This window comes from Nonomuraea coxensis DSM 45129, assembly GCF_019397265.1.
GTDB lineage: Bacteria > Actinomycetota > Actinomycetes > Streptosporangiales > Streptosporangiaceae > Nonomuraea > Nonomuraea coxensis.
Genome location: NZ_CP068985.1, coordinates 8,039,934 through 8,053,473 on the forward strand (window position 1 = coordinate 8,039,934; position 13,540 = coordinate 8,053,473).

General features: G+C 72.5%; 12 protein-coding genes and 1 pseudogene. 7 read left to right on the plus strand and 6 right to left on the minus strand.

Annotated features, from left to right (window positions below):
- Nucleotides 1-46 precede the first annotated feature (46 nt).
- The gene (locus Nocox_RS37675) at nucleotides 47-793 is read right to left on the minus strand and encodes a trans-aconitate 2-methyltransferase (protein WP_246649672.1); all 747 of its coding nucleotides are present in this window, start codon (nucleotides 791-793) and stop codon (nucleotides 47-49) included.
- 81 nt (nucleotides 794-874) lie between these two features.
- Between Nocox_RS37675 and Nocox_RS37680 the strand changes: the two genes are divergently transcribed.
- On the plus strand, nucleotides 875-1,381 hold the full coding sequence (locus Nocox_RS37680) for a MarR family winged helix-turn-helix transcriptional regulator (RefSeq protein ID WP_020545223.1): 507 nt from the start codon (nucleotides 875-877) through the stop codon (nucleotides 1,379-1,381).
- 78 nt (nucleotides 1,382-1,459) lie between these two features.
- Here Nocox_RS37680 and Nocox_RS37685 read toward each other — a convergent pair whose 3' ends face one another.
- Nucleotides 1,460-3,289, minus strand: coding sequence for an ABC-F family ATP-binding cassette domain-containing protein (locus Nocox_RS37685; protein ID WP_020545224.1), 1,830 nt, complete (start codon nucleotides 3,287-3,289; stop codon nucleotides 1,460-1,462).
- Nucleotides 3,290-3,598: 309 nt separating this feature from the next.
- Between Nocox_RS37685 and Nocox_RS44290 the strand changes: the two are divergent.
- The 3 genes and pseudogenes from Nocox_RS44290 to Nocox_RS37700 all read left to right on the plus strand — a co-directional run.
- Nucleotides 3,599-3,658: pseudogene (locus Nocox_RS44290) on the plus strand (hypothetical protein); the annotation flags it as partial.
- Nucleotides 3,659-3,822: 164 nt separating this feature from the next.
- Nucleotides 3,823-4,029 (plus strand): hypothetical protein, encoded by a 207-nt coding sequence (locus Nocox_RS44295; protein ID WP_425517809.1) that lies wholly within the window; start codon nucleotides 3,823-3,825, stop codon nucleotides 4,027-4,029.
- Entirely contained in the window at nucleotides 3,960-4,706 is a 747-nt protein-coding gene (locus tag Nocox_RS37700; RefSeq protein ID WP_020545225.1) for a phosphotransferase family protein, read from the plus strand. The genes Nocox_RS44295 and Nocox_RS37700 overlap by 70 nt, the downstream gene beginning before the upstream one ends.
- Nucleotides 4,707-4,907: 201 nt before the next feature.
- On the opposite strand, the gene Nocox_RS37705 is transcribed toward Nocox_RS37700, so the two are convergent.
- Entirely contained in the window at nucleotides 4,908-5,810 is a 903-nt protein-coding gene (locus Nocox_RS37705; RefSeq protein WP_033410069.1) for a 4-(cytidine 5'-diphospho)-2-C-methyl-D-erythritol kinase, read from the minus strand.
- A gap of 216 nt (nucleotides 5,811-6,026) precedes the next feature.
- Between Nocox_RS37705 and Nocox_RS37710 the strand changes: the two genes are divergently transcribed.
- The gene (locus Nocox_RS37710) at nucleotides 6,027-6,917 is read left to right on the plus strand and encodes an arginase family protein (RefSeq protein ID WP_157383244.1); all 891 of its coding nucleotides are present in this window, start codon (nucleotides 6,027-6,029) and stop codon (nucleotides 6,915-6,917) included.
- On the opposite strand, the gene Nocox_RS37715 is transcribed toward Nocox_RS37710, so the two are convergent.
- Both Nocox_RS37715 and rsmA read right to left on the minus strand, forming a co-directional pair.
- Nucleotides 6,890-7,582: an NlpC/P60 family protein gene (locus tag Nocox_RS37715; protein WP_157383245.1), complete on the minus strand. Its 693-nt coding sequence runs from the start codon at nucleotides 7,580-7,582 to the stop codon at nucleotides 6,890-6,892. The two genes, Nocox_RS37710 and Nocox_RS37715, sit on opposite strands and share 28 nt — an antisense overlap.
- A 429-nt stretch (nucleotides 7,583-8,011) precedes the next feature.
- Nucleotides 8,012-8,851, minus strand: coding sequence for a 16S rRNA (adenine(1518)-N(6)/adenine(1519)-N(6))-dimethyltransferase RsmA (gene rsmA, locus Nocox_RS37720; RefSeq protein ID WP_425517810.1), 840 nt, complete (start codon nucleotides 8,849-8,851; stop codon nucleotides 8,012-8,014).
- Between the two features lie 67 nt (nucleotides 8,852-8,918).
- On the opposite strand from rsmA, the gene Nocox_RS43460 reads away from it, so the two are divergent.
- Both Nocox_RS43460 and Nocox_RS37730 read left to right on the plus strand, forming a co-directional pair.
- A complete protein-coding gene (locus tag Nocox_RS43460) occupies nucleotides 8,919-11,342 on the plus strand; it encodes a serine/threonine-protein kinase (protein ID WP_246649673.1) in 2,424 nt (807 codons plus the stop codon).
- Complete coding sequence (locus Nocox_RS37730; RefSeq protein ID WP_020545231.1) at nucleotides 11,339-12,559, plus strand: FG-GAP repeat protein; 1,221 nt, start codon at nucleotides 11,339-11,341, stop codon at nucleotides 12,557-12,559. Before Nocox_RS43460 ends, Nocox_RS37730 begins: the two co-directional genes overlap by 4 nt.
- A 51-nt stretch (nucleotides 12,560-12,610) precedes the next feature.
- Here Nocox_RS37730 and Nocox_RS37735 read toward each other — a convergent pair whose 3' ends face one another.
- On the minus strand, nucleotides 12,611-13,525 hold the full coding sequence (locus tag Nocox_RS37735) for a resuscitation-promoting factor (protein WP_157383246.1): 915 nt from the start codon (nucleotides 13,523-13,525) through the stop codon (nucleotides 12,611-12,613).
- Between the last annotated feature and the right edge of the window lie 15 nt (nucleotides 13,526-13,540).

Consider the following 13,540-nt stretch of genomic DNA (forward strand, 5'->3'; position numbering starts at 1 on the left):
GTCGCGGCAGCGGGAAGGCGGGATGCGCCCCGCTCGCGGACCGTGATCATTTCTGCGCCACCACGAAGACGCGGCGGAACGGGAACGGCGTGCCATAGCTCCTCGCCGGATACGCCCGCGCCAGCAGCTCGCCGAGGTCGGCCTTGAAGCGCCGCTGGTCCCCGTGGTCCAGCCGGTCGAGGATGGGGCGCAGGGCCGTCCCCGACACCCAGTCCAGCACGGGGTTCTCGCCCTTCAGCACGTGCACGTACGTCGTCTCCCAGGCGTCCACCTGCGTGCCGCCCTGGTTGAGCAGGTCGCAGTAGCCGAGGGCGTCGTCCACCTCGGTGGGCCGCCGGTAACCGGACAGCTTGTCGGACCAGGTCCGCGAGGCGCACAGTTCCCGGATGGCGACGTGGCTCGGGGCGTCGAAGTTGCCCGGCACCTGGAACGCCAGCCAGCCGCCCGCGGCCAGCGCCTCCATCCAGCGTTCGAGCACCGCGCGGTGGCCGGGCACCCACTGGAGGACGGCGTTCGAGACGATCACGTCCACGGGCCGGTCGGGCCGCCAGGTCTCGGCGTCGGCGACGGCGAACCGTACGGACGTGCCGAGGGCGCGCGCCTTGCTGATCATGGCGGGCGAGGAGTCGAAGCCCTCGACGGTCGCCCGCGGCCAGCGGGTGGCCAGCTCGGCGGTGAGTTCGCCGCTGCCGCAGCCGACGTCCACGACATAATCGGGATCGACGGCCCCCACCCTGGAGACGAGCTCGATGAACGGCCGGGAACGCTCGTCGGCGTACACCGCGTAGGACACCGGATCCCACATATCTCTTGACATAAAGATAATTGATATCGAGAGAGATATCTCGATGTCAAGACAGTACACTTGGGTGTCATGACGGAGGAAGCTAGGGACGAGGTCGATCGCCTCGTCGCCGCTTGGCGGACGGAACGCCCCGACCTCGACGTCGAGCCGCTCCAGGTGCTCTCCAGAGTGTCACGCCTCGCCAAGCATCTCGATCGGGCGCGGCGGGCGGCCTTCGCCGAGCACGACCTCGAACCGTGGGAGTTCGACGTGCTCACCGCACTGCGCCGGGCCGGCAAACCGTACGAGCTGAGCCCGGGCACCCTGCTCCGGGCCACCCTGGTCACCTCTGGGACCATGACCAACCGCATCGACCGCCTCGCCCAGGCCGGGCTCGTACGCCGCCGGCCGGACCCCGAGGACCGGCGCGGCGTCCTGGTGTCCCTGACGGACACGGGGCGCTCCCGGGTGGACGCGGCCTTCGCCGACCTGCTGCGGCGGGAGCACGAGCTGCTGTCGGGGCTCGACGCCGATGACCAGCGGACGCTCGCCTCGCAGCTCCGCACCCTGCTGGCCCCGTTCGACTCCCCCAGCTGACCCGCCAGGGACACCCGCACCGCTCACCCCCAAGCGGCCCTTACCCCGGCCCCGCCTTGCCTGCGGCGGCGGGGGCCGTCAGTCGCCGAGGCGGTCGGCGAGCTCCAGCCACTCCGACTCGATCGCGTCCTTCTGCGCCGTGATCTCGCGGAGCTCGCCGTCCAGCGCGCCGAGCCTGGCGTAGTCGCTGGCCGCCTCCGCCATGGCCGCGTGCAGCCGCTCCTCCTGGCCGGTCAGCTTGTCGAGCTGGCGCTCCAGGCGGTTGAGCTCCTTGCGCAGCTCGCGCTCCTCCTTGGCCGACAGCTCACCGGTCGCCGTGGCGCCACCGCCTGCGTTCGCCGAGGGGGAAGCCGCCGCGTTGCCGGCGCCTGACGACGAGGCCCCGCCCGCCACCCGGGCGGTCAGCGCGGTGCCCGCGGCCCGCCGTTCGAGGTATTCGTCCACCCCTCCGGGCAGCAGCGACAGCCGCCCGTCGCCCAGCAGCGCCACGCACCGGTCGGTGACCCGCTCCAGGAAGTAGCGGTCGTGGCTGACCAGGACGAGCGTGCCCGGCCAGCCGTCGAGCAGGTCTTCCAGCTCGTTGAGCGTCTCGATGTCGAGGTCGTTGGTGGGCTCGTCGAGCAGCAGCACGTTGGGGTCGTCCATGAGCAGCCGGAGGAGCTGCAGCCGCCGCCGCTCGCCGCCGGACAGGTCGCCGATCACCTTCCACTGCGCGTCGCCCTTGAAGCCGAGGCGTTCGAGCAGCTGGGACGCCGACCACTCCTTCTTGCCGAGCTGGAGGTATTTACGGATCTCCTCGACCGACTCCAGCACCCGTCGCGTCGGGTCCAGCTCCGTGAGCTCCTGCGACAGGTGCGCGAGGCGTACGGTGCGGCCCCTGACGACGCGGCCCGAGTCGGGCTTGACCGTGTCGGCGAGCAGCCGCAGCACCGACGACTTGCCGGAGCCGTTGACGCCGACCAGCCCGACGCGGTCGCCGGGGCCGAACTGCCACGTGCACCGGTCCAGCACCAGCGGCCCGCTGCCGGGACCGCCCGCGTGCAGGGTGACATCCTCCAGGTCGTAGACCGTCTTGCCGAGCCGGGCCGCGGCGAAGCGCATCAGCTCGACCGTCTCGCGCGCAGGGGGCTCGTTCGCGATGAGGGCCTGGGCGGCGTCGATGCGGAACTTCGGCTTGGACGTACGGGCGGGCGGGCCGCGCCGCAGCCAGGCGATCTCCTTGCGCATGAGGTTCTGACGGCGTTCCTCGGCGGCCTGGGCGATGCGCGCCCGCTCGGCCTTGGCCAGCACGTACGCCGCATAGCCGCCCTCGTAGCGCTCGACGCGCCCGTCCACGACCTCCCACGTGCGGGTGGAGACCGCGTCGAGGAACCACCGGTCGTGCGTCACCACGAGCAGGGCGCTCTTGCGGCCCGACAGGTGCGCGGCGAGCCAGGCGATGGCCTCGATGTCGAGGTGGTTGGTGGGCTCGTCCAGCATGATCAGGTCGTGGTCGTCGATGAGCAGCTTGGCCAGCGCCGTGCGCCTGCGCTCGCCGCCCGACAGGTCCGCCGCCCTGGAGCCGAGGTCGAGGTCGCCGATCAGGTTGGTCAGGATCTCGCGGATCGCCTGGTCGCCCGCCCACTCGTGCTCGGCCAGCTCGCCCAGCACGATCTCGCGTACGGTGGCGGCCGGGTCGAGCGCGTCGTGCTGCGACAGGAACCCGATCCGGAGGTTGCGGGTGTGCGTGACCCGTCCGCTGTCGGGCCGCACCTCCCCCGCGATCACCGACATCAGGGTCGTCTTGCCGCCTCCGTTGCGCCCGACGACGCCGATGCGCTCCCCGGCCTCGATGCCCAGGGAGACGTCGCTGAGGAGAGGCTTGGGCCCGTAGGCGTGGGAGACCGACTCAAGATTGACCAGATTCATGACGTACTCAGGGTATCGGCTCCCCGCCCAGCTCCTCGCCGTCTTCCCGGCCCACGCCTCCGGCCGGCCGGCGGCCGCGATCCCCGGAACGGACCCGCCGACCCTTCCATGACACTGAGTCGCTTTGTCATCGCTCACCGTTTCCGTGATGAGTGGCCGGCATGACCTTCGGGCCCTCCCCCGACCACGGAGTGCCCCATGGAGCGAACGGTCCTGGCCGCCGTCACCGAAGTCCCGTGGGACGCGCCCGGGGCCGAGGAGCTGCTCGGCGCGGTCGCCAAGCGGTTCCGCGGGCTGCCCGTCTTCCTCATGACCCAGGAGCAGGAGCTTCCGCTCTGGGTCTACGAGGTCATCCAGGGTTACGTCCACCCGCTGGAGGACACCCCGCAGTTCATCGCCGGGCGCATCGCCCACGCCGCCGACCACTACGCCAGGAAGCTCCTCCCGCCCTTCTTCGGCGCCCTGCGCCGACTCCAGGACCACCACCGTTACTCCTGGCACACCCCGGTGGCGTGGCGTTTCTCAAGTCGCCGGTGGGGCGGGCGTTCTTCGACTTCTACGGCGAGCGGTTGCTGCGCACCGACCTGTCCATCTCGGTCACCGAGCTGGGATCGCCGGCTGGCGAAAACCCCGGCGACGCCGGCGATCGCCCCCGGGATACTGGTCGCCCATGGACGAGGTCAAGATGGTCGTCGCCCACTCCGAGCGCGCGACCCTGCGCATCGGCGACGTGTTCCTGAAGGTCGACGCCGATCAGGCGCGCATCGACGTCGAGGTCAAGGCGATGACCCTGGCGCCGGTCCCGACCCCGGAGGTCCTGTGGCACAAGCCGCCGGTGCTCGCGATCGCCGCGGTCCCGGGGACGGCGCTCGGCCGCCTCGGCGAGCCGTCGGCCGCGTCTCCGGCAGCGTGGGCCGCGGCGGGCGCCACCATCCGGAGGTTGCACGACGCGCCGTTGCCGCCCTGGCCCGGCCAGGCCAGCCGAGGTCTCGACGAGTTGGCGGCGGATCTCCATCGCGAGTGCGAGTGGCTCGTGACGAACGGCGTCCTGCCCGCCGACCTGGTCACCCGCAACCGCCAGGTCGCCGAGGTCGCGCTCCGGCCGTGGACACCGGTGTTCACACACGGCGACCTGCAGATCGATCACGTATTCGTCGACGGCGACGGGATCACGGGCATCATCGACTGGTCCGAGGCGGGCCAAGGTGATGCCCTGTACGACCTCGCCACCTTGACGCTCGGACACGAGGAGCACCTCGGCGACGTCGTCACCGGCTACGGCACCGACGTCGACCTCGACGTGATCCGCGCGTGGTGGTCGTTGCGAAGCCTGCTGAATGTTCGCTGGCTGGTCGAGCACGGCTTCGATCCGTTCGCGCCAGGCTGTGAGGTCGACGTGCTGAGATCCCGGCTGTGAGGCTGCGCGGTCGGGGCTTCTCAGCAGCCCCCGTGGCCATGCCGTCGCCATGCCGTCGCCATGCCGCCGCCATGCCGCCGCCTTCGCCGCCTTCGCCGCCTTGGGCGCTGGTGGGCTCTCCTGTGGAGGACACTGTCGCACGGCGATCGCCCGTCGCCTCGACCGTTTCAAGCTCAGGGGGCGAGGCGGCGAGAGGGCGGATCAGACCAGGGTGGCGCCGTGGACGGGGCCGTGGGCCGGGACGGCGGTGTGCGCGGCGCCTGTGGCCGTGAGGCTGCCGGCCAGGTCGCGGGCGTGAAGGGCGTCGATGGCGAGGAACGCGCAGGTGGGGCCGGAGCCGGAGACGATGGCGCCCAGCGCGCCGTGCTGGCGACCGGCCTCCAGCGTAGGAGCGAGCTCCGGACGCAGGTTGAGGGCGGCGGGCTGGAGGTCGTTGCTGAGGTGGGAGCCGAGGGCGTAGGCGTCGCCGGTGCCCAGCGCCTCCAGGAGGGAGTCGTTGAGCTGCGGCCAGGGCACTTCCGCCGCCTCGGCGGCCCGCAGCCGGTCGCATTCGGCGTAGACGCTGGCCGTGGAGAGGCCGCCGTCGGCGAGCGCGAACACCCAGTGGAACGTGCCGCCCGTGGGCAGCTCGCTCAGCTGCTCGCCCCGGCCGGTGCCGACGGCGGTGCCGCCGAGCAGGGAGAACGGGACGTCGCTGCCGAGATCTCCGGCGATCTCCATCAGATCGTCGAACGGCAGCCCGAGCCCCCAGAGCTCGTTGCACGCCACCAGGGCTCCGGCGGCGTCGGCGCTGCCGCCCGCCATGCCGCCCGCCACCGGGATGTCCTTGTTGATGATGAGGTCTGCCCCGTAGGTGCGTCCGGCGTGCTTGGCGAGGGCGCGGGCGGCGCGGATCGCCAGGTTGCTGTCGTCCACCGGCACCTGGTCGGCCCACTTGCCGTTGACCGACACGGTGATGGACTCGGACTCCTTGGCCACCACCTCGTCGAAGATCGACACGGCGTGAAAGACGTTGACCAGGTCGTGGTAGCCATCATCCCTGAGCGGGCCGACAGAAAGCTGCACGTTGACCTTCGCAGGCACACGTACGGTCACCGAACTCATCGATTTTCTGCCACTCTCATCGCTTGCCGGGGTCAAGAACACTCGATGTTATCGGTGCCCGGAGCCCTGACATGCGGTTCTCGGAAGATGAGCCGCGGAACGGCCGGATCCTCGACACGTACAGTCAGGTTGATGACCATTTGCCCCCATGCTGCGTAGTTACGACGAGTGATGGCAGACCTGGGGTCTCGTGAGACCAAGGGAGGGTTTGTGGCGTTGTTGCGGAAGGTTGCGGTTGTTGAGGTACCGCAGTGGCGGGGGTCTGGCGCGCGTACGGCGGAGCGGCTGCGCGAAGGGGCGCGGGTCGTCGCGGAGCTCGTCGAGGCGGCGACGGCTCGCGCGGTGGGCGGCGCCGCGCAGAGGGTGCGGGTGGCGGTCGAGGACAGTGATCTTGGCGTCACGGCCGCTCGGGTGCGGGCCGCGGTCGACAAGGTCGCCGATGACGCTGATGGCGCCGATGGCACGCTGGTCGTCGCCGTGGGCGGGGACTGCGGGGTGGAGCTGGAGCCTGTGTCGGCGGCGCGCAGGCGGTACGGCGATCGGCTGGTGGTGGTGTGGTTCGACGCCCACGGCGATCTGAACACACCGGAGTCGTCGCCGTCGGGCGCCTATCACGGGATGGTGCTGCGGGCGCTCACCGGCGAGGGGCCGGAAGGGCTGACGGCCGAGGAGCCGCTGGACCCGCGGCGGATCGTGCTGGCCGGGGTGCGGGATCTCGATCCGCCCGAGTCGGCCTTCGTGACGGACGCCGGCATCCGGTGGGTGACGATGGCGGAGACGGGAACGGCGGAAGCTCTTCTCGCCGCGATCGAGGCGGCGGGCGGTCCGGACGCCGCCGTGTACGTGCACATCGACCTCGACGTGCTCGACCCGGACGTCTTCCTGAGCGTGGGGTGTCCTACGCCTGGCGGCATGCATCCCGAGCGGCTGCTTTCGTTGGTGACGGCGATCGGCGGGCGGTTCGAGGTGGCCGGCCTCGGGCTCATGGAGTACGAGGCCGGCGACCCCGGGAGCGGCTCTGGAGGGGATCGGGACGTGCTCGCGGAGGTGGTGGGCGGGGTCGTGGCCGCCGTCGCCGGTCATCCCGGGCGTACGGTGCCGCGGTAGACCGCGCGGAAGTAGGAGGACTTGGCGAAGCTCGTGGTGCGGACCACGTCGCCGGTCTTGGGGGCGTGGACCATCAAGCCGCCGCCCAGGTAGAGGGCCACATGAGTGGGGTCGCCTCGGCCGCCGCCGAAGAAGAGGAGGTCCCCGGCGCGGCGGGCGGCGCGGGTGATCCTGCGGCCCTGGCGGAACTGGGCGCCGGTGTAGTGGCTCAGTCGTACGCCCGCTCTGGACCAGGCGTAGAGGGTGAGGCCGCTGCAGTCGAAGCCGCGGGTGCCCGCGCCTCTGCCGATGCCGAGAGTGGGGCCTTTCGCCGAGCCTCCGCCCCAGGAGAAGGAGACGCCGAGTTGGGTCAGGGCCGCGGAGGCGGCGATCTGGCCGCTCGTGAGCTTTCTCCTGGTGAGCTTCTTCAGGGTGAGGCGTTTCTTGGTGGGGCGGATGGCTTCTGCTGCCGTCGCCGCCGCCATCGTCGTGGTCGCCGTGGCTTCGGCGGGGGTGGCCAGGGCCGTGGTGGCGGTGAAGATGGCGCAGGCGAGGGCGGCGGTGCGGGCCAGCGGGCCGGCGGCGGTGACGCGCGCATCAGGGGTGGCGGCATCACGGGCGGCGGCATGCGAGGGGGCGGCATGCGAGGGGGCGGAGGGAGACGCTGCTGTGCTGTGGCGGGACATTCGGGCCTCCGTGGTCGTGAACGAGAACGAGGTGAGGCCAGGGTCCTGCGACACAGCGGGCGGCCGAGGGGCCGAACGGGATTCTGTGGATGAGCGGGCGGGGTGGGGTGAGTGCCTGTGGATAAGCGACGGGCGGTCAGGGAGCGGAGGTTGCGGCGGGTGGCGGTTGCGGCGGGCGGTCAGGGAGCGGAGGTTGCGGCGGGTGGCGGTTGCGGCGGGTGGTCAGCGGGCGGAGGTGTGCGGTTGCGGCGGGTGCTTAGCGGGCGGAGGTTGCGGCGGGTGGCGCGTGGGTCGGGCTGCTGCCGCGGAGACAAGCCCAGCACGAGGGCCGGGCTACAGGTTCTGGTGGTGGGCGGGGGGTGCGGGCGCCGGTGAGCCGGGGCATTCGTTCGGCGGGGCGTTGGAGCGGGGTGCGTACGCGGTGGGTCGTCAGGGCTTGAGTTCGGCTATGCGGGTGAAGGCGGTGATGTCGAGTTGTTCGCCGCGGGCCGACGGGTCCACCCCGGCCGCGCGCAGGATGGTCTCCGCCTCGGGGGCGCTGCCCGCCCAGGACGCCAGAGCGGCGCGCAGGGTCTTGCGGCGCTGGGCGAAGGCGGCGTCCACGACGGCGAAGACCTGCTCGCGGGTGGCCGTCGTGGACGGCGGTTCGCGGCGGGTGAGGGAGACCAGGCCGCTGTCGACGTTGGGGACGGGCCAGAAGACGGTACGGCCGACCGGACCGGCCCGCCGCACGTCCGCGTACCAGGCGGCCTTGACCGACGGCACCCCGTACACCTTGGAGCCGGGACCGGCGGCGAGGCGGTCGGCCACCTCGGACTGCACCATGACCAGCCCCTTGCGCAGGGAGGGAAGTGCCTCCAGGAGGTGGAGGACGACGGGGACGGCCACGTTGTACGGCAGGTTCGCCACCAGAGCCGTCGGCACGTGACCGCCGAGGTCGTCGGGCGTGATCTTCATGGCGTCGGCGTTGACGACCGTGAGGCGGTCGGCCAGGCCGCGTTCGGCGACCGTGAGGGGGAGCTGGGTCGCGAGCACCGGGTCGATCTCGACGGCCACCACGTGCGCGGCCGACGGCAGCAGGGCCAGGGTGAGCGAGCCGAGCCCGGGGCCGACCTCTATGACCACGTCGTCGGCCGACAGCTCGGCCACACGGACGATCCGGCGGACGGTCCCCGCGTCGATCACGAAGTTCTGGCCGAGCTTTTTTGTCGGACGAAGATTCAGCTTGTCCGCCAAAATACGTATTTCTGCAGGGCCCAACAGGCTCATCATCCAACCAGTCTCCCGCATCGAAGAACTTGAGATGGCGGATGGGGAGGCCAAAGGAGAGGATGGCGTGGAACAGGAAGGGACGTCCCTCATGGAGCCAACGGGCGCCGCGCCGCTCCGCCCAACAGACCTGCGGGAGATCGGCCCGTACCGCCTGCTGGGGCGACTCGGCGAAGGCGGCATGGGGACCGTCTTCCTCGCCCGCGCGCCGACGGGCCGCTTCGTCGCGCTCAAGGTCGTGAAGGCGGAGTTCGCCAACCAGGAGGGGTTCGCGGCCCGGTTCCACGCGGAGGTGGAGAACGCGCGCCGCGTGGCGTCGTTCTGCACTGCGCAGGTCCTGGACAACGGCAACACCGGCGACGGCCGCCCCTTCATGGTGACCGAGTACATCGCGGGCACGCCGCTGTCGGAGCAGATCTCCAAGTTCGGGGCTCTGGACCCGGGGCCGTTACACGGCGTCGGCCTGGGCGTGGCGGCGGCGCTGGCCGCGATCCACGTGGCCGGGCTGGTGCACCGCGACCTCAAGCCGGCCAACGTCATCCTCTCCCTGTCCGGGCCCCGTGTGATCGACTTCGGGATCGCGCGGGCGCTCGACCGGGAGACCGGGTTCACGATGTCGGGCGAACTGCTGGGCAGTCCGGGGTGGTGGGCGCCCGAACAGGTACGCGGGGAGGCGATCAGCCCGGCTGTCGACATCTTCGCCTGGGGATGCCTCATCGCGTACGCGGGCAACGGACGGCACCCGTTCGGGCGTGGCGACCCCATCACCATGGCGCATCGCGTGCTCAACACGCCGCCGGACCTGGGCGCGCTGCCCGCTCCGCTCAACGAGCTGGTACGCCTCGCCACCTCGATGGATCCGGCGGTACGGCCCACCGCGCAGGACCTGCTGATCGCGCTCGTGGGCGGGAACACGCCGGCACCGTCGATCAACCCGCCGACGCTGGTCGCCACCGAGATGCTGAGCGACTGGCAGCCGCCGAGGAACGTGGTGGACGAGCCGGACATCACGGCCACGTTCACGACGCCGCCGCCGGGGGACGCGGCCGGTAGAGGCTCGGGCGGAGGGCCTGGCGGTGTCTCCAATGCCTCCCATGTCTCCCATGCCGGGGCGTTGCCGTCCGGCGCCTCCGCCGGGCCCTCGGCCGGAGCTCCGGGTGGGGCTGCGGGTGGGGCTTCGGGGCGGGGGCAGGCGGCGTTCGAGGAGCTGGCGCGGCGGGAGGAGCTGGCGGCCAAGGAAGAGCTGGCCCGCTGGCCCGCCTCCCAAGGCTCAGGGCATGAGGACGGCGGCGGTGGTCCCGGGCGCGTACGCGGTCTGTTCAAGCGCAGGAGCGACGGCGATGGCGCGGGTCGGGGCGGCGGGCGCGGAGGCGAAGGGGACGGCGGCGAGGGCGAGCGGACAGGCGGCGGGCCGAACATCCCGCCGACCGGCTCAGCAGGCGCGGCCACGGCCGCCGGGCCCCCCGGCCACACCGCCCAGGAGCCCTTAGGCCGGGCAGCCCAGGAGCCCTTAGGCCCGGCAGCACAGGAGCCCTTAGGCCCGGCAGCACAGGAGCCCTTAGGCCCGGCAGCACAGGAGCCCTTAGGCCGGGCAGCACAGGAACGGCCAGGCTGGACAACCCAGGAGCCGGATCGGACGGCCCAGGAGTCCTCAGGCTGGGCGACTCGGGAGCCTTCAGGTCGGACGGCACAGGAACCCGGCAGGTCGGCCCAGGGGCCTTCAGGTCCGACGATGCAGGAATCCGGCCGGGCGGCGCAGGACGCGGCGGGCCGGTCGTCCCACGGGGCTCCGGGGCGCGCGGGTGAGGCGTGGGGGGCCGGGGGTGTGCCGGGGCGGGAGCAGTTGCAGCGGATGGCGCATTCCGAGCAGCGCGCCGCCGACACCCAGCCGGGCGACCGGCACACCGCCGTCTCCCCCGAACTGCTGCCGAACGAGCCCGACACCCTCGGCGGCGACCGTACGCCGGGCACCCGCTGGCTGATCGCCGCCGCGGCGGCCGTGGTGGCGATCGTGGTGACGGCGGCGGTGCTGATCGTGACGTCCGGCCGTGACCTCGGCCCCTCGACGGCGGGCGGCGGCGACCCGTCGCGGACCGCGGCGGCCACCACCAGCGCCCGGCCGAACGACGTGGGCCGCAGGTTCCCGCTGGGCGCCGAGCTCGACGACCCGATCGCGATCGTCTCGTCCGCGCCCCGGTGCGGGCTGAAGGAGTACGAGGGCAAGGTCGCCACCCAGGGCCAGCTCTGCGTGATCCGCTGGACGATGCTCAACCCGGGCGGCGAGCGCAGGGCGCTGGTCCAGCCGGTGGTCACCCTGGTGGACGACCGGGGCGGCGAGCACGATCCGGCCGCCGTCACCCTGCCTCCGGCGATCCTGCCGGGCGCGCGGGTGGACAGCGCGTTCGTGTTCGACCTGGCGACGTACCGCAGGCCGGTGAAGCTGACGGCGACGATGCTGGAGAACGGCAAGCAGATCGAGGTGACGTTGTGAGACTCGGGGGCCCACCGGCGGCGCCGCTGCTCGCCCTGGGGGCGTTGCTGCTGGCCACGGTGACGACGGTCGTGCCGGTGACGGCCGTACGCGCGGCGGCCTGCGCCACGCCCGCCGACTTCGACGGCGACGGCGTGGACGACGTGGCGGTGGGCGACCCGTTCGGCGACGACGACAAGGGCGCGGTGCACGTGGTGTCCGGCGGCAAGGTGGTGCCGGTGCCCGTTCCCGGCCTGGCGGCGGGCGACGGCTTCGGCTGGTCCGTACGGCTGGCGAAGGTGGACGGCGACGCCTGCGCCGATCTGGTGGTCGGGGCGCCGTACGCGGACGTGGGCGGCGAGCAGGACGCGGGGGCCGTGTACGTGATCCACGGCGGCGGGGGCCGTCCGCCGGTGCGGCTGACGGCCGCGCAGCCGCAGCGGTCCGCGCACTTCGGCTGGTCGCTGGCGGCGCGGGACGACCTGCTGGCGATCGGCGCCCCGTACGAGGACGACAAGCAGTTCACCGACGCCGGCGCCGTCTACGTGCGCAGGGGCGAGGGCGAGCTGCGCAGGATCAGCCAGGAGAGCGTGGACGTACGCGGCAACAGCGAGGTCGGCGACCAGTTCGGCTGGTCGATGGCGTGGGGGCTGGGCAACGCGCTGCTCGTCGGCGTGCCGTACGAGAACGACGACGGCGCGGGCCGCCAGATCGAGGCCGGCAAGATCAATTCGGGTTCCGCGGTGTTCCTCGACGACGTGTTCGCGGCGAAGCTGACCAGTCTCAAGCTCGACTCCCCCGCCGCCCGCAGCGGCGACCGCTACGGCTACGCGGTCGCCTACTCCGAGGGCTCCGGGTACGCGATCAGCTCGCCGGGCGGCGGCAGCGTGCAGCTGCTCAACCCGGCCAGGAAGGTCATCAGGACGGTCAAGCAGGGCGGCGGGGACGGGTTCGGCTTCGCGCTGGCGGCCTCGGCCGACGGCAGGCTGGCGATCGGCGCCCCGTACGGGGGCGGCGTGCGCGTCGTGTCGTGGCGGGACGCCGCAGAGGACCGCAGGCTGGCGGACGCCGAGGGGCTGTTCGGCTGGTCGGTGGCCTTCAGCGGCAACAAGCTGTTCGTGGGGCGGCCGGACGCGCGGCCGGGCGGGCAGGTGGCCGTGGCCGGGCGCAACGCCGAGAGCCTGGAGACGGTGAGACCCCCGAAGGGCGCCCAGTTCGGAGTGTCCGTCTCCGGCTGAGACCGCGCCAAATCGGGGGCGGGGGATGCAGGCGGGTGCAGCAGGCGGGGCTCAGGGGCGGGTGAACAGGCGGGCGCCGCAGGTCGGCCACTGGCCCTGCCAGCGCCCCGCCACATGCTGGTAGAGCAGTTGCGCCCGGTACGTCTGCTCCTCCTCCGGCCAGTCCGACGGCAGCCCCGGCCCGCCGACGACCTTCCACATCGGCACGCTGAACTGGTACATCCCGTAGTAGGGCCCTTCCGCGTTGTACGCCCGCGGATCGCCCTTCGACACGCACGCCGCCAGCGCCCGCCAGTTGAGCGCGGCGACCTCCGGCTCGACCGGATCGGTACGCGGCGGCGTGACCGTGATGACGGTTCCGTCCTTGGGGAAGCTGGAGAGCGGCGGCTCCACCAGGTAGCCGCGGCCGACGCCGACGCGCTCCTGCCGCAGCACCTCGCGCACGGTCCTGGCGGTGGTGCGGGCGGCCAGGCGGGTGGCTCCGGCGACGACGTACACCTTGCGCCGGGTGTAGACGGTCAGCGCCATCCCGGACAGCGGCACGGCCTCGTCGGGTGGCGCGGAGACCTGGCCGGCGGCGGCGGGGATGGCCAGCTCGGCGAGGGCGCCGGCGACGTCGGTGCTGGTGACGAGGTGTTCGCTGGTGCGGCCGTCGAGCGTCAGCGTGATGGGGCGGGCGCGGCGCACCTCGATCGTGGCCCCGTCGGCGAGCGGCTGGTGGGCGGGCGGGCGCACCACGTCGCCGTAGCCGAGGGCCACGCCGGCGTCGCCGAGCGCGTCACGTACGGACGCGGCGAAGCTCCGCACCTCGGTCCGCTTGCCGTCCACGACCACGACCACGTCCTTGGCCATGGCCGAGGCGACGACGATCGCCGCCACCGCCGCGCCGCCCGCCAGGCACACCACTGACGTCCAGGGGGAGCGCCACGGGATCGGCGGGCGCGGCTTGCGTCTCCTGCCACGCACGTACCACCTCCGGTC